The organism is Knoellia remsis, assembly GCF_003002895.1.
Classification (GTDB): domain Bacteria; phylum Actinomycetota; class Actinomycetes; order Actinomycetales; family Dermatophilaceae; genus Knoellia; species Knoellia remsis.
Genome location: NZ_PVTI01000005.1, coordinates 149,181 through 164,595 on the forward strand (window position 1 = coordinate 149,181; position 15,415 = coordinate 164,595).

At 70.3% G+C, this 15,415-nt stretch carries 16 protein-coding genes; 14 read left to right on the top strand and 2 right to left on the bottom strand.

The genetic code is table 11. The annotated features are described in order from the left end of the window. Positions 1-5: 5 nt before the first annotated feature. From BCF74_RS04915 to BCF74_RS04960, 10 genes are read left to right on the top strand one after another with little or no spacing between them, the layout of a single operon-like run. The gene (locus tag BCF74_RS04915; protein WP_245889216.1) at positions 6-743 is read left to right on the top strand and encodes a helix-turn-helix transcriptional regulator; all 738 of its coding nucleotides are present in this window, start codon (positions 6-8) and stop codon (positions 741-743) included. Then, complete coding sequence (sufB, locus tag BCF74_RS04920) at positions 740-2,158, top strand: Fe-S cluster assembly protein SufB (protein ID WP_106296835.1); 1,419 nt, start codon at positions 740-742, stop codon at positions 2,156-2,158. Before BCF74_RS04915 ends, sufB begins: the two co-directional genes overlap by 4 nt. After that, entirely contained in the window at positions 2,158-3,366 is a 1,209-nt protein-coding gene (gene sufD, locus BCF74_RS04925; protein ID WP_106296836.1) for a Fe-S cluster assembly protein SufD, read from the top strand. The genes sufB and sufD overlap by 1 nt, the downstream gene beginning before the upstream one ends. Further along, a complete protein-coding gene (locus BCF74_RS04930; RefSeq protein ID WP_106296837.1) occupies positions 3,363-3,719 on the top strand; it encodes a non-heme iron oxygenase ferredoxin subunit in 357 nt (118 codons plus the stop codon). The genes sufD and BCF74_RS04930 overlap by 4 nt, the downstream gene beginning before the upstream one ends. An 11-nt stretch (positions 3,720-3,730) precedes the next feature. Further along, a complete protein-coding gene (gene sufC, locus BCF74_RS04935; protein ID WP_106296838.1) occupies positions 3,731-4,519 on the top strand; it encodes a Fe-S cluster assembly ATPase SufC in 789 nt (262 codons plus the stop codon). A 50-nt stretch (positions 4,520-4,569) separates the two neighbouring features. Continuing rightward, positions 4,570-5,880 carry a cysteine desulfurase gene (locus BCF74_RS04940; RefSeq protein ID WP_106296839.1) on the top strand — a complete coding sequence of 437 codons (1,311 nt, stop codon included), beginning with the start codon at positions 4,570-4,572 and terminating at the stop codon, positions 5,878-5,880. Between the two features lies 1 nt (position 5,881). Continuing rightward, positions 5,882-6,373, top strand: coding sequence for a Fe-S cluster assembly sulfur transfer protein SufU (gene sufU, locus BCF74_RS04945; RefSeq protein WP_106296840.1), 492 nt, complete (start codon positions 5,882-5,884; stop codon positions 6,371-6,373). Further along, positions 6,370-6,699, top strand: coding sequence for a metal-sulfur cluster assembly factor (locus tag BCF74_RS04950; protein ID WP_106296841.1), 330 nt, complete (start codon positions 6,370-6,372; stop codon positions 6,697-6,699). The genes sufU and BCF74_RS04950 overlap by 4 nt, the downstream gene beginning before the upstream one ends. A 1-nt stretch (position 6,700) precedes the next feature. After that, positions 6,701-7,312 (top strand): Vms1/Ankzf1 family peptidyl-tRNA hydrolase, encoded by a 612-nt coding sequence (locus BCF74_RS04955; RefSeq protein WP_106296842.1) that lies wholly within the window; start codon positions 6,701-6,703, stop codon positions 7,310-7,312. A gap of 7 nt (positions 7,313-7,319) precedes the next feature. Continuing rightward, positions 7,320-7,685, top strand: a complete 366-nt coding sequence (locus BCF74_RS04960) for a hypothetical protein (RefSeq protein ID WP_106296843.1) — start codon at positions 7,320-7,322, stop codon at positions 7,683-7,685. A 24-nt stretch (positions 7,686-7,709) separates the two neighbouring features. Here BCF74_RS04960 and ypfJ read toward each other — a convergent pair whose 3' ends face one another. Next, on the bottom strand, positions 7,710-8,627 hold the full coding sequence (gene ypfJ / locus BCF74_RS04965) for a KPN_02809 family neutral zinc metallopeptidase (protein ID WP_106296844.1): 918 nt from the start codon (positions 8,625-8,627) through the stop codon (positions 7,710-7,712). Between the two features lie 153 nt (positions 8,628-8,780). Between ypfJ and BCF74_RS04970 the strand changes: the two genes are divergently transcribed. The 3 genes from BCF74_RS04970 to BCF74_RS04980 all read left to right on the top strand — a co-directional run bounded on the left by BCF74_RS04970 (position 8,781) and on the right by BCF74_RS04980 (position 13,209). Then, entirely contained in the window at positions 8,781-10,379 is a 1,599-nt protein-coding gene (locus BCF74_RS04970) for an ABC-F family ATP-binding cassette domain-containing protein (RefSeq protein WP_106296845.1), read from the top strand. 122 nt (positions 10,380-10,501) lie between these two features. Next, entirely contained in the window at positions 10,502-12,421 is a 1,920-nt protein-coding gene (locus tag BCF74_RS04975) for an ABC transporter ATP-binding protein (RefSeq protein ID WP_106296846.1), read from the top strand. 119 nt (positions 12,422-12,540) lie between these two features. Continuing rightward, positions 12,541-13,209, top strand: a complete 669-nt coding sequence (locus tag BCF74_RS04980; protein WP_106296847.1) for a hypothetical protein — start codon at positions 12,541-12,543, stop codon at positions 13,207-13,209. 299 nt (positions 13,210-13,508) lie between these two features. On the opposite strand, the gene BCF74_RS04985 is transcribed toward BCF74_RS04980, so the two are convergent. Continuing rightward, on the bottom strand, positions 13,509-14,294 hold the full coding sequence (locus BCF74_RS04985; protein WP_245889217.1) for an SURF1 family cytochrome oxidase biogenesis protein: 786 nt from the start codon (positions 14,292-14,294) through the stop codon (positions 13,509-13,511). A gap of 31 nt (positions 14,295-14,325) precedes the next feature. Here BCF74_RS04985 and moaA point away from each other — a divergent pair, with 31 nt between their 5' ends. After that, complete coding sequence (gene moaA, locus BCF74_RS04990) at positions 14,326-15,333, top strand: GTP 3',8-cyclase MoaA (RefSeq protein ID WP_106296848.1); 1,008 nt, start codon at positions 14,326-14,328, stop codon at positions 15,331-15,333. Positions 15,334-15,415 lie beyond the last annotated feature (82 nt).

Below are 15,415 nucleotides of genomic sequence, written 5' to 3' on the forward strand. Positions count from 1 at the left end.
ACGTTGTGAATATCCCGACCGCTGCTGCCGGCGCCCGTGAGGCGTCGCAGGGACTGGAGTCGCGCACGCGCGACCGGGTCCTGCAGGCGATCAGCGAACGGGGCCCCATCACGGCGACGGCCGTGGCCGACGAGCTCGGTCTCACGGTGCCCGCGGTCCGCCGCCACCTCGAGACGCTCACCGAGCGCGGCCTCATCGACGAGCGCGAGGCGCCGTCGCAGGGCCGCCGTCGCGGGCGCCCGGCGCGCAGCTACGTTCTCGCCGAGGGCGGGCACGGCGCGCTGGAGTCCGACTACGACCACCTCGCCGGTGACGCCCTGCGGTTCGTCGCCGCCGAGCTCGGTGACGACGCCGTGCGGCGGTTCGCGCAGGCCCGGGTCGGTGAGCTCGAGAGCCGGTATGCCGTGGAGCTCGCCTCCGCCGGAGAGTCACCGGAGGCGCGGGTCGACGCCCTCGTCGGCGCGCTCACCCGGGACGGCTTCGCCGCCTCGGCCCGCCCGGTCGGCGACGACGGGCACCCGAGCCGGCTCACCGGCATACAGCTGTGCCAGGGGCACTGCCCCGTCCAGCACGTCGCACGGGAATTTCCACAGTTCTGTGACGCTGAAACAGAGGCGTTCTCCCGTCTTCTCGGCGTCCACGTGCAGCGCCTCGCGACCCTCGCGCACGGCGACCACGTGTGCACGACGTTCGTCCCCACTCCCACCCTGCCCGACCGCGCAACAGAAAGGTCTTCACGATGAGCACCATCGAGGAGCTGAACCCGGGTCTGAAGGACCTCGGGCGCTACGAGTACGGCTGGGCCGACAGCGACACGGCCGGTGCCTCGGCCCGCCGCGGCCTCAGCGAGGACGTCGTCCTCGACATCTCGCGGCGCAAGAGCGAACCGCAGTGGATGACCGACCTGCGGATGAAGTCGCTCCGCCTGTTCGACAAGAAGCCCATGCCGACGTGGGGCAGCGACCTCACCGGCATCGACTTCCAGAACATCAAGTACTTCGTGAAGTCCACCGAGAAGCAGGCCACCTCGTGGGAGGACCTGCCCGAGGACATCAAGGCGACCTACGACAAGCTCGGCATCCCCGAGGCCGAGAAGCAGCGCCTCGTCGCCGGTGTCGCCGCGCAGTACGAGTCCGAGGTCGTCTACCACCAGATCCGCGAGGACCTGGAGGAGAAGGGTGTCATCTTCGTCGACACCGACACCGGTCTGCGCGAGCACGAGGACCTCTTCCGCGAGTACTTCGCCTCGGTGATCCCCGCCGGTGACAACAAGTTCGCCGCGCTCAACACGGCCGTCTGGTCCGGTGGGTCGTTCATCTACGTCCCGCCGGGTGTCCACGTCGACATCCCGCTGCAGGCCTACTTCCGGATCAACACCGAGAACATGGGCCAGTTCGAGCGGACGCTGATCATCGCCGACGAGGGCTCCTACGTGCACTACGTCGAGGGCTGCACCGCGCCGATCTACCAGTCGGACTCGCTGCACTCCGCCGTCGTCGAGATCGTCGTCAAGAAGAACGCCCGCGTGCGCTACACGACGATCCAGAACTGGTCGAACAACGTCTACAACCTCGTCACCAAGCGCGCGACCTGCGCCGAGGGCGCGACGATGGAGTGGATCGACGGCAACATCGGCTCCAAGGTGACGATGAAGTACCCCGCCGTCTTCCTCATGGGCGAGCACGCCAAGGGCGAGACGCTGTCCATCGCCTTCGCCGGCGAGGGCCAGCACCAGGACGCCGGCTCCAAGATGGTCCACGCCGCCCCGAACACCTCCTCGACGATCGTGTCGAAGTCGGTGGCGCGCGGCGGCGGTCGCACCTCCTACCGCGGTCTCGTCCAGGTCATGGAGGGCGCGCACGGCTCGAAGTCGTCGGTCGTCTGTGACGCGCTGCTCGTCGACACGATCAGCCGCTCCGACACCTACCCCTACGTCGACATCCGCGAGGACGACGTGACGATGGGCCACGAGGCCACCGTCTCCAAGGTGTCCGAGGACCAGATGTTCTACCTCATGTCCCGCGGCCTCTCCGAGGAGGAGGCCATGGCGATGATCGTGCGCGGCTTCGTCGAGCCCATCGCCAAGGAGCTCCCCATGGAGTACGCCCTCGAGCTGAACCGCCTCATCGAGCTGCAGATGGAAGGAGCAGTCGGCTGATGTCGCTGCTGACGCCCCAGCGCCCCAGTGCGGGTGCACACACCGACTCCGCCGCGGCCTTCGTGCCCGACCAGTCCCGCGCGGAGCGGACCACCTCGTATGCCGTGGCCGACTTCCCGGTCCCGACCGGCCGTGAGGAGGAGTGGCGGTTCACCCCCGTGGACCGGCTGCACAGCCTCATCGGCGCCGGCGCCGAGACCATCGGCGGATCCGAGATCGCCTGGGAGAGCGAGCTGCCCGCGGGCGTGACGCTCACCGAGATCACCACCGAACGGGCCCGCGAGCTCGGCGCTCCGGCTCCGGCCGACCGGGCCGCCGTCGTGGCGGTCGCGGGTGCCGGAGGAGCGATGCACCTCGACATCCCGGCTGAGGCCGAGCTCAGCGAGCCGGTGCGGATCACGGTGCGCGGGGGCGGTGCCCAGCCGGCATTCGGTCACCTCGTCGTCACCGCGGGGCGCTTCAGCAAGGCGACAGTCGTCGTCCAGCACACCGGGACGGCGCAGTTCTCCGAGGTCCTCTCGACGATCGTCGGCGACGGCGCGAACCTCACCGTCGTCCCCGTCCAGGAGTGGACCGACGACAGCCTGCACCTCGGCCAGCACGACGTCGTCGTCGGCCGCGACGCGACCGTCCGCCACATCGCGGTGACGCTGGGTGGCGGCATCGTGCGGCTCAACGCCAACGCGACGTATGCCGGTCCCGGCGGGTCGTTCGAGGGTCTCGGCGTCTACTTCGCGGACGCCGGCCAGCACCAGGAGCACCGGCTCTTCGTCGACCACGAGGCCCCGCACTGCCGCTCCAACGTCGAGTACAAGGGCGCCCTCCAGGGCGAGACCGCCCGCACCGTGTGGGTCGGCGACGTCCTCATCCGCGCCGCGGCCGAGGGCACCGACACCTACGAGCTCAACCGCAACCTCATCCTCACCGACGGTGCGCGCGCCGACTCCGTGCCGAACCTCGAGATCGAGACCGGAGAGATCGAGGGCGCCGGACACGCCTCTGCCACAGGGCGGTTCGACGACCAGCAGCTGTTCTACCTCCAGGCCCGCGGCATCGACGAGGACACCGCACGCCGACTCGTCGTGCGCGGCTTCTTCGCCTCGGTCGTCGGCCGGATCGGCGTCCCCGAGATCGAGGAGCACCTCATGGCGGCCATCGACCGCGAGCTCGAGGGCCAGCCCGTCGAGCCGCTCGAGGTGACCGCATGAGCGAGGTGAGCACCGACCGCGAGTTCGTCCGCGTCTGCGCACTCGACGAGCTCCCCACCGTCGGCGCGGCCGCGGCCGACATCCACGGTCGCATCGTCGCCATCGTGCGCACCGAGGACGGCGAGGTGCACGCCGTCGACGACACCTGCAGCCACGCCAACGTCTCGCTCTCCGAGGGCGAGCTCGACGGCTGCACCCTCGAGTGCTGGCTGCACGGCTCGCGCTTCGACATCCGCACCGGCGACCCGTCCGGCCCGCCGGCCACGGCGCCCATCGCCGTCCACACCGTCAAGGTCGAGGGTGACGACGTCTACGTCGCCCTCGCCGCCCCCGACCAGACCCAGCAGAACTGAGAGCAGCGCACATGAGCACCCCCGAGAAGCACGTCCTCGAGATCAAGGACCTCCACGTCACCGTCGAGACCGACCAGGGCACCAAGGAGATCCTGCGTGGTGTCACGCTCACCATCAACTCCGGTGAGACGCACGCGATCATGGGCCCCAACGGCTCGGGCAAGTCGACGCTGGCCTACTCCATCGCCGGGCACCCGAAGTACACCGTGACGAGCGGCTCGGTCACCCTCGACGGCGAGGACGTCCTCTCGATGAGCGTCGACGAGCGCGCCCGCGCCGGCCTCTTCCTCGCGATGCAGTACCCCGTCGAGGTCCCCGGCGTCACCGTGAGCAACTTCCTGCGCACCGCCAAGACCGCGGTCGACGGTGAGGCCCCCAAGCTGCGCACCTGGGTCAAGGACGTCAAGCAGGCCATGGGCGACCTCCGGATGGACGCCGCCTTCGCCGACCGCGGCGTCAACGAGGGCTTCTCCGGTGGCGAGAAGAAGCGCCACGAGATCCTCCAGATGGAGCTGCTCAAGCCGAAGATGGCGATCCTCGACGAGACCGACTCCGGCCTCGACGTCGACGCCCTGCGCGTCGTCTCCGAGGGCGTCAACCGCGCCAAGGAGGCCACCGACGCCGGCGTACTGCTCATCACCCACTACACGCGCATCCTGCGCTACATCAAGCCCGACTTCGTCCACGTGTTCGTCGACGGCAAGATCGCCGAGCAGGGCGGCCCCGAGCTCGCCGAGCGCCTCGAGGCCGAGGGCTACGACCGCTTCGCCACGCCAGCCACGACCAGCCCGACCGCCTGAGGTCCGTCCCCTCAGGACCGGACCGCCCCACCCGAGAGGTCGCACGAGCCATGACCGCACAGCCGTTCACCGCCGAGGAGGTCGCCCGCATCCGGGCCGACTTCCCGATCCTCACGCGTACCGTGCGTGACGGTGTGCCGCTGGTCTACCTCGACTCGGGCGCCACGTCGCACAAGCCCGTCCAGGTGCTCGACGCCGAGCGTGACTTCTACGAGCGCCTCAACTCCGCGCCGCACCGCGGGGCGCACGCGCTCTCCGAAGAGGCGACCGCGGCATACGAGGGTGCGCGCGAGCGCATCGCCGACTTCATCGGCGCCCGCCCGCAGGACGTCGTCTTCACCAAGAACGCCACCGAGGCGCTCAACCTCGTCGCCTACGCGTTCTCGAACAGCCCGCACCCGGACATCCCGGGCAGCGAGCGGTTCGCGCTCGGCCCGGGTGACGAGGTCGTCGTCACCGAGATGGAGCACCACGCCAACCTCGTGCCGTGGCAGGAGCTGGCCCGCCGCACCGGCGCGACGCTGCGGTGGATCCCCGTCTCCGACGAGGGCCGGCTCGACCTCACCACCCTCGACGAGCTCGTCACCGAGCGCACCAAGGTTGTCGCCGTGGTCCACGCGAGCAACGTCCTCGGCACGATCAACCCCATCGAGACGATCGCGAAGCGGGCCAAGGAAGTCGGCGCCCTCGTCGTCATCGACGCCTGCCAGTCGGTGCCGCACCTCGCAGTCGACGTGGCCGAGCTCGCGGACCACGGGATCGACTTCATCGCCTTCTCCGGACACAAGATGTTCGGCCCGAGCGGCATCGGCGTCCTCTGGGGTCGAGGCGAGCTGCTCGACGCGATGCCGCCCTTCCTCACCGGTGGCTCGATGATCGAGACGGTCCGCATGGAGGGCAGCACCTACGCGCCGCCGCCGCAGCGGTTCGAGGCCGGGGTGCCGATGACGGCGCAGGCCATCGGTCTCGCTGCCGCCGTCGACTGGATCAACGAGCTCGGCATCGACCGCATCCACGACCACGAGAAGGCCCTGACCCGGCGCCTGCTCGACGGCCTCGCGCAGCGCCCCTGGGTGCAGGTCGTCGGCCCGACCGACGAGACCGAGCGCGGTGGCACCGTGGCCTTCGTCGTCGACGGCGTCCACGCCCACGACGTCGGCCAGGTCCTCGACAACGCCGGCATCGCCGTGCGCGTCGGCCACCACTGCGCCTGGCCGCTGCACCGCCGCTTCAAGGTGGCGGCGACGACGCGAGCCAGCTTCGCGGCATACAACACCGAGGACGAGGTTGACGCGCTCCTGGCGGCGCTCGACCGCGTCCCCGAGATCTTCGGCGTCGACACCGCCGCGAAGGCGAGCTGAGATGGACCTCTACCAGGAGCTCATCCTCGAGCACTCCAAGCGCCCGCAGCACTCCGGCCTGCGTGAGCCCTTCGAGGCGGAGGTGCACCACGTCAACCCGACGTGCGGTGACGAGGTGACGATGCGCGTCCACATTGAAGACACAGCGGACAACGGCCCTGTGGTGCGCGACGTGTCCTATGACGCGCTCGGCTGCTCGATCTCGATGGCGTCGACGTCGATCCTCGCCGAGGAGACGATCGGGCATCCGCTGTCCGAGGCCCTCGAGACCTACGAGGCGATGAAGGCGATGCTCACGTCCAAGGGGGAGGACCCCGGCGACGAGGAGGTCATCGGCGACGGTGTCGCCTTGGCGGGCGTCGCGAAGTACCCCGCCCGCGTCAAGTGCGCCCTCCTCGGATGGATGGCGTTCACGGATGCGTTGAACCAGAGCGGCCGCGACACGAGCGTGGCCAGCCCGACCGAGAGCCACCCCGTGGGAGGACAGGCATGAGCGAGACCACCAGCACCCCGTCGAACGTCGCGGACGTCGAGGAGGCCCTGCGGGATGTCGTCGACCCCGAGCTCGGCATCAACGTCGTCGACCTCGGCCTCGTCTACGGCATCACCGTCGACGGCCAGAACCACGCCGTCATCGACATGACGCTCACGTCCGCGGCGTGCCCGCTCACCGACGTCATCGAGGACCAGACCGCGCAGTCCCTGGAGGGCCTCGTCAGCTCGCACCGGATCAACTGGGTGTGGATGCCGCCGTGGGGTCCGGACAAGATCACCGACGACGGCCGCGACCAGCTGCGCGCCCTCGGCTTCAACATCTGACGTGAGGTCGGACCGCGTCGGCCGCGTTGTCGACGTGGCGCCGGAGCGGTATGCCGCGTGGCGCGAGCGCTTCGATATCGCCAATCACGATGGGCCGCAACGGATCCTGTCGGTCGAGACGTTCGAGCCGCGTCACCTCGCGGTGGTGCTCGTGCGTCGCGGTGGGTATGCCGTCGCGCGCGTCGACGGGTCCACCCTCGTCGCGCACAAGGTGGGGACGCGGCACGTCCAGTCGCGCACGGCGGCCGGTGGCTGGTCCCAGCAGCGGTTCGCGCGGCGACGGGGGAACCAGGCGGACGAGCTCGTCCGGGCCGTCGCCGACCACGCCGCCCGGGTGTTGGGTCTTGACCCGTCCTCTGGAACAGCGGGGGCGAGCGCGCCTCGGCCGTTCCAGAGTACGGGTCAAGACCCGAGCACCCCGTGGGGGTTGGTCGTGGGTGGGGACAGGGCACTCGTGCGGGACGTCCTCACCGACCCACGGCTGCGGCGGCTCGAGGAGCTTCCCCGGCGCGAGTTCCACGACATCGGCGACCCCAAGCGCGCGGTGCTCGACGACGTCCTGCGACGGGCACGCGCCGTGCGGGTCACCATCGACGACGGCCCGGGGACATGATGGAGACGTGGCCTCCTACTCCGTGAACCGCAAGGGCGTCCGCCGCTGTCGGGACCTCATCGCCGAGGGCAAGGTCGTCCTCGACAGCGACTGGGGGCAGGTGCAGCCGGACGCCGACACCCAGAACGCCTTCCTCGAGGAACATGACTGGGAGGACTACGCCGCGTGGCACCTCGGCCTCACCCAGGGCGCCAACGACGGCACCAAGGCGCGCTACGCGTTCGTCTTCGGCGACTTCGAGAACGTGCACCGCAGCGCCCTCATCGCCTGCGTCTACCGCGCCTCGGAGTGGCGGCACAAGAAGGTCGAGCTCGCCGCGCACCGGCTCCTGCAGGAGCTCGACAAGGCCTACCCCGAGGCGCCGGCCGACTGACCGCCCGCGTGGTCGCTCAGGAGCTCAGCTGACCTGGTCGACCCCGAAGGTGTTGCACTGGTTGAGGTCGCTCGTCTTGTAGCCCTGGAGGAACCACCGCTGACGGGCGTCGGCGCTGCCGTGGGTCCACGACTCGGGGTTGACCTGGCCCTGCGTCTTGCTCTGGATGCGGTCGTCACCGACGGCTGCGGCGGCCGAGAGGGCGCTGCGGATGTCGTCCTCGGTCAGCGGCTTGAGGAACGGCTTGCCGCCGGGGCCGTTCGTCGTCGCGGCGTTCTTGGCCCACACGCCGGCGAGGCAGTCGGCCATGAGCTCGATGCGGACACCGCCACTGTTCGGTCCCTGCGGGTCCTGCTGGGCGCGGCCGAGGAGCCCGAGCTGGTCCTGGAGAGCATGGCCGTACTCGTGGGCGACGACGTACTCCTGGGCGAGCGCGCCACCGTCCGAGCCGAACTGCTGCTGGAGGATGTCGAAGAAGCTCGCGTCGAGGTAGATCCGCTGGTCGAGCGGGCAGTAGAACGGGCCGACCTGGTTGCTCGCCGTGCCGCACTGCGACTGGGTCGAGCCCTGGTAGATCACCGTCTTGGTCGGCTGCCACTCCTTCTGGTAGCGGGGCAGCTCCTGGGCCCAGTAGGCCTGCACCGAGTTCACCGTGCCGACGATGCGGCACTCGGCGTCGGCGTTGGCGTCCGCGCCCGTCTTGCAGCGGTCGAGCGCACCGGCGTCGCCGGTGGTCCCGTCGACCTGCTCCTGTGTCGAACCGGGGGAGGTGGACCCACCGCCGGTGGGGAGGCTGCTCGGGTCGATGCCGAAGATGAGCGCGATGATGAGCATGATGATGCCGCCGATGCCACCACCGACGGCAATGCCGCCCGGGCCACCGCCGCTGCCACCGGACTCGACCTGCGAGGTGTCGAGCTGGACATCGTCGTTGAAGCTCATCAATGGCCTCCGGGGTGCGCGGGCGAATCAGGTTTCCGTGCGGAGCACGGCGCAACCTAGACTAAACGCCGAACGGGCCCGGATGCGTGAGCGGAGTGCTCCATCCTGCACCGCCGGCCCGACCCTCCACCCACCCCGCCCCGAAGGACTGTCGTGCTCACTGCTGCTGGCATCGAGCTGCGCGCAGGTTCCCGGCTCCTCGTCGAGGACGCGACCTTCCGCATCGCAGCGGGTGACCGCATCGGGCTCGTCGGGCGCAACGGTGCCGGCAAGACGACCCTGACCAAGGTCCTCGCCGGCGTGGGGCAGCCGGCCGCGGGCACCGTGACGTCGACCGGTGAGGTCGGCTACCTGCCGCAGGACCCGCGCACCGGCGACCTCCACGTCACCGCGCGCGACCGCATCCTCTCCGCCCGCGGCCTCGACGCCATCGTCCGCGACCTGCGTGCCGCCGAGACGGCCATGGGCGCTGAGACGGGCGAGAAACAGGAGCGCGCCATGCGCCGTTACGCGCGCCTCGACGCCGAGTTCCAGGCTGCGGGCGGGTATGCCGCGGAGTCCGAGGCTGCGTCCATCGCCTCTGCGCTGGGTCTCGAGGAGCGTCACCTCGACCAGACTCTCGAGACCCTCTCGGGTGGTCAGCGCCGCCGGATCGAGCTCTCCCGCATCCTCTTCTCCGGCGCCGAGACCCTCCTCCTCGACGAGCCGACGAACCACCTCGACGCCGACTCCATCTCCTGGCTGCGCGACCACCTCAAGGGCTACCGAGGCGGCCTCATCGTCATCAGCCACGACGTCGACCTCCTCGGTGAAGTCGTCAACAAGGTCTTCCACCTCGACGCCAACCGGGCCGAGCTCGACGTCTACAACCTCGGCTGGACGGCATACCTCCAACAACGCGAGACCGACGAACGGAGACGCAAGCGCGAGCGCGTCAACGCCGAGAAGAAGGCCGCTGCACTCATGGCCCAGGCCGACAAGATGCGCGCCAAGGCCACGAAAACCGTTGCGGCACAGAACATGGCGCGCCGCGCCGAACGCCTGCTCTCCGGCGTCGAGGGCGAACGGGTCAGCGACAAGGTCGCCAAGCTGCGCTTCCCCGACCCAGCCCCGAGCGGCAAGACGCCGTTGCGCGCGAGCGGACTCTCCCGCTCATACGGCTCGCTCGAGATCTTCACCGACGTCGACCTCGCCATCGACCGTGGCTCGCGCGTCGTCGTCCTCGGCCTCAACGGCGCCGGCAAGACGACCCTGCTGCGGATGCTCGCCGGCGTCGACGCGCCCGACACGGGCCGGGTCGAGCCGGGGCACGGCCTCAAGATCGGCTACTACGCGCAGGAGCACGAGAACCTCGACGTCGACCGCAGCGTCCTCGACAACATGAAGTCCGCCGCCCCCGACCTCGGCGAGACCGAGGTGCGCAAGGTGCTCGGCTCGTTCCTCTTCAGCGGCGACGACGTCGAGAAGCCGGCGGGAGTGCTCTCCGGTGGGGAGAAGACCCGGCTCTCGCTCGCGCTGCTCGTCGTCTCGTCGGCGAACGTCCTGCTCCTCGACGAGCCGACGAACAACCTCGACCCGGCGTCGCGGGCGGAGATCCTCGGGGCCCTGCGCACCTACAAGGGTGCCGTCGTGCTCGTCACCCACGACGAGGGCGCGGTCGACGCGCTCGAACCGGAGCGAGTCCTGCTGCTGCCCGACGGCGTCGAGGACCTCTGGGGCCCGGACTACAAGGACCTCGTCACCTTGGCGTGAGTCGTCGACGGCGGGGCGGAGGCGTCGACGGGTGGCGCGGAATCCACCGCCCCGGCGTGGGGTTGACCTCAGGTGCACCTGAGGACTGACGATGCTCGCACGCCCCCGAGAGGAGAACCCGCATGAGCATGACCGGCTGGCAGGCGATGCAGAGCCTGAGCAAGGACTCGAGCGTCCGCTCTCGCGACCTCGCTCCCGGCACGGCTCGCCGAGTGCTGTCGTATGCCGGTCCGTACCGCGGTCTCATCGCGGGCTTCCTGGCGCTCGTCGTCGTGGACGCCGCGCTCGTCGTGGCCACGCCGCTGCTGCTGAAGAGGATCATCGACGACGGAATTCAGCCGCGGGACTCGGGCCTCGTCGTGCGGCTGTCGCTCGTCGTCGCGCTCATCGCGGTCGTGTCGGCCGTCGTGACCCTCGTGTCCCGGTGGCTGTCCGCACGGATCGGCGAGGGGCTCATCGTCGACCTGCGCACCCAGGTCTTCTCGCACGTGTTGCGCCAGCCCATCGCCTTCTTCACCCGCGCGCAGACGGGTGCGCTCGTGACCCGCCTCAACAGTGATGTCATCGGTGCCCAGCAGGCGTTCACGTCGGTGCTCTCCAGCGTCGTGAGCAACGCGGTCTCGCTCGTCCTCATCATCGGCGCGATGCTCGTGCTGTCGTGGCAGCTCACCCTCGGCGCCCTCCTGCTCGTGCCGCTCTTCCTCATCCCGGCCCGCGCCATGGGTGGCCGGCTCGCGGCACTGGCGCACGACCAGATGGGACTCAACGCCGACCTCGGCTCCCGCATGACGGAGCGGTTCAACGTCGCCGGCGCCCTGCTCGTGAAGATCTACGGCAACCCGGTGACCGAGGACGCCGAGTACGCCGTGCGGGCCCGACGGGTGCGAGACATCGGCGTGCGCATCGCGGTGAACCGGTCGGTGTTCTTCGTCGGGCTCACCCTCGTCGCGGCGCTGGCGACGGCCCTGGTCTACGGGGTCGGTGGTGTCATGGCCGTCGAGGGCGGGCTCACCATCGGGACCCTGCTCGCCCTCACGGCGCTGCTGGCCCGGCTCTACGGTCCGCTCACGACGATCTCGAACGCGCGGGTCGACGTCATGACGGCGCTCGTCTCGTTCGAGCGGGTCTTCGAGATCCTCGACCTCCCGCCGCTCGTGTCCGAGGCCGAGCACGCCGTGCCCGTGCCGGAGGGGCCGGTGGGGGTCGAGCTCGACGGGGTGGGGTTCGCCTACCCGGCGGCGTCCGAGGTGTCCCTCAGCTCCCTCGAGGCCACAGCCAGCGGCGACCGGACGGCCGGTGAGGTCGTCCTCCGGGACGTCGACGTCGACATCGAGCCCGGCCAGATGGTTGCTCTCGTCGGTCCGAGCGGCGCCGGCAAGACGACGCTCACCTCCCTCGTGTCGCGCCTCTACGACCCGACGTCAGGCGTGGTGCGGCTGGGCGGGGTGGACCTGCGCGACGTCTCCTTCGACTCGCTGCGGGAGACGGTTGGCGTGGTCAGCCAGGAGGCGCACCTCTTCCACGACACCATCCGCGCGAACCTGCTGTATGCCGCCCCCGCGGCCACGGAGGCCGAGCTCGAGGCGGCGCTGCGCGCCGCCCGGATCTGGGACCTCGTGCAGCGGCTGCCGGCCGGGCTCGACACCGTCGTCGGGGACCGCGGCCACCGGCTCAGCGGGGGAGAGAAGCAGCGGATCGCGATCGCGCGCCTGCTGCTCAAGGGCCCGCGCCTCGTCGTGCTCGACGAGGCGACGGCGCACCTCGACTCCGAGAGCGAGGTCGCGGTGCAGCGCGCGCTGGACGCGGCCCTGGAGGGCCGCACGTCGATCGTCATCGCCCACCGGCTGTCGACCGTGCGCGACGCCGACCTCATCCTCGTGCTGGACCGGGGTCGGGTCGTCGAGCGCGGGTCGCACCTCGAGCTGCTGGCCCGCGGCGGCCTGTATGCCGACCTCTACCGCACCCAGTTCGCCTCGCCCTCCGGGGAGCGTGTGACGGATGTGATGGCCGAACCCGTCCCGAGCGGGACCGACGGAGGATGACCGCATAGTTCTTTGTGGTGGTTTGTCCCTGAACTGCCCAGTCACCTCGACGGTGTGCGCTTGAGTCGATGTTCGGTGCCCGAATCCGGGCACCCCATGGGGAATCAGGGAGGAACACCATGAACCGACTGCACACTCGTCGCGCTGCCCGGGGGGCACTCGCACTCGCGCTCGTCGGGGGCTCGAGCATCGCTCTCGCGTCTGCCGCGCAGGCCGACCCGAACGCCAACATCACGTACTGCCACGCGACCGGCAACCCGGACAAGTGGGTCATCGTCACGTCCGACGGTGCCTCGATCCTCCAGGAGGGGCACGACACCCACCAGGGCGACCGGGACGTCATCCCGCCGTTCGAGTACGTCGCGGAGAACGGTGGTGAGGTCAAGAGCTTCCCCGGCCAGAACTGGGAGAACAACTGGCCCACCAACGGTGAGGCCACCCCTCCGCTGGACAAGAAGGACACGTCCGTGTGTGGCGGCGACGACGAGACGGAGACGCCGAAGCCGAGCCCGACCAGCCCCAAGCCGAGCCCGTCCAGCCCGAAGCCGACGCCGTCCACCCCGGGTGGCGGTGGCACCGAGACGCCGAAGCCAACCACCCCCGGCGGGGGCGGCGGTGACCACGGCGGCTCCGGCGGCAACCCGAGCGGACCGGTGCTCGAGACCGACATCGTCGAGCACGACAACGGCCCGAGCATGCTGCCGGTCCTCGGGGGCGGGCTCGCGCTCGTCCTCGGTGGTGGCGCGGCCGCGGCTGCCGTCGCCCGCCGCCGCGGTGACCACGCCTGAGCCTGAAGGCTCAGCACGCGCCTGCCCGCCGGTGCTCGTCCCCTGACGAGCGCCGGCGGGCAGCGCGCATGTCCGGGCACTGATTGCTGTTTCCGTGCGCCATGCCCCGACTGATTGCGCACAGTTCGCATCGGCCATGCGAACTGTGCGCAATCAGTCTGCGAGCTGAGCACGACGCGAAGGTGAGTGGTCGGCGCCGGGTGCGCTACGGCATACGGGATCGCCGGGTGCGCAACGGCATACGGGATCCACGACGAGACGAGCCGGACGCCAGGTGAGCGAGGCAGCACAGCCCGGGCTCAGTAGTCCTCTTCGTCCCAGATGCGGGTCTTCTTCGGCTTCACGGGACGGTTCGGGTCCTCGGCACGCAGCTCGCGACGGATGCCGAAGAAGATGAGCAGCAGCCCCACGGGCATGCTCGTCCACCACTGGAAGGCATAGGCCTGGTTGGGGCCGAGGCTGCGGTCGGGGTACTCCAGCGGCTGGGGTCGTGGTGGCGTTGTGCCGTCGGCGGTGCGCTCGTTCTCGAGGACGACGTAGCCGTCGAGGACGTTCGTGTCCCAGGCGGCCTCGACGTCGGGCTTCGCGATCGAGGCGACCTGCCCGTCGGGGAGCTTCTTGTCCTGGGTGTTCTCCAGCGGACGAACCCAGCCGGTGACGTCGACCGTGCCTCCGGGTGCGGGCGGGACTTCGGGGAGGACGTTCGCGCCACGGGCGGAGTTCTCCACCCATCCGCGGTCGACGACGACGGTCCGTCCGTCCGACAGGCGCAGGGGTGCGATGACCTCGTAGCCGTAGACACTGTTGTTGGCCCGGTTGCGGACATAGACCTGCTCACCGGCATACGTGCCGGACATCGAGACGCGCGTCCAGTCCTCGGTGGCCCGGTCGACCGGCTCGTCGGAGAGGACGTCGGTGACGGGGACGGGCGTCGCACGGTAGTGCGCGTCGATGAGGGCGTTGCGCTGCACCTTGTACTCGTGCCGGCCGTACTGCCAGTGGCCGAGGTGGTAGCACGCGACGGCCCAGATGACCGCCAGCACCAAGGCGCCCAGCCACTTCGGGGTGAGGAGACGGCGCAACACGGGCGTCACCGTATCCGCCTAGGCTGGAGACATGTCTGCCGCCCCTCCCGCCCGGCTCGTCGACCGCCAGGGTCGCATCGCCCGGGACCTGCGCGTCTCGGTGACGGACCGGTGCAACCTGCGCTGCCGCTACTGCATGCCGGCCGAGGGGCTGCCGTGGCTGGCGAAGCCGGAGATGCTCACCGACGACGAGCTCGTCCGGCTCGTCGGGATCTTCGTCGGGCTCGGGGTGCGCCAGGTCCGGCTCACCGGCGGCGAGCCCATGCTCCGCCGGTCGCTCACCGACGTCGTGGCACGCATCGCCGCGCTCACGCCTCGTCCGGGCATCGCCATGACGACGAACGGCATCGGGCTCGACCGGCTCGCCGCGCCCCTGGCGGCGGCGGGCCTGGACCGCGTCAACGTCAGCCTCGACACCGTCGACCGTGAGGAGTTCGCCGACCTCACCCGTCGTGACCGGCTGCACGACGTCGAAGCCGGGCTGCGAGCCGCGTCCGAGGCCGGGCTCACGCCGGTCAAGGTCAACGCGGTCGCGATGCGCGGCGTCAACGACGAGTCCGTCGCCGACCTCCTCGCGTGGTGTCTCGAGCGCGGCTACGAGCTGCGGTTCATCGAGCAGATGCCGCTCGACGCCGAGCACGGCTGGGATGCGTCCCAGATGGTGCCGTCCGAGGAGATCCGCGCCCGGATCGAGGAACGGTTCTCGCTGACTCCGCTGCCGGCAGCAGACCGCGGCAGCGCACCGGCGGAGCGGTTCCTCGTCGACGGCGGCCCGGCGACCGTGGGCATCGTCGCGAGCGTGACCGCTCCGTTCTGTGGTGCCTGCGACCGCACCCGGCTCACGGCCGACGGCCAGGTCCGCAACTGCCTGTTCTCCCGCCGCGAGACCGACCTGCGGGGGCCGATGCGCGACGGTGCCGACGACGCTGAGCTTGCCGCCCTCATCACGGGCGAGATGTGGCGCAAGGCGCCGGGGCACGGCATCGGGACGCCGGAGTTCGTCCAGCCCGACCGGCCGATGAGCGCCATCGGCGGCTGACGCGCGCCGTCACGGTTCGTCCCCATGCCGATCCGTCCAATTGGGTGAGTTCGGGACGCGAGGGTGAGCGGGCGGCATACGG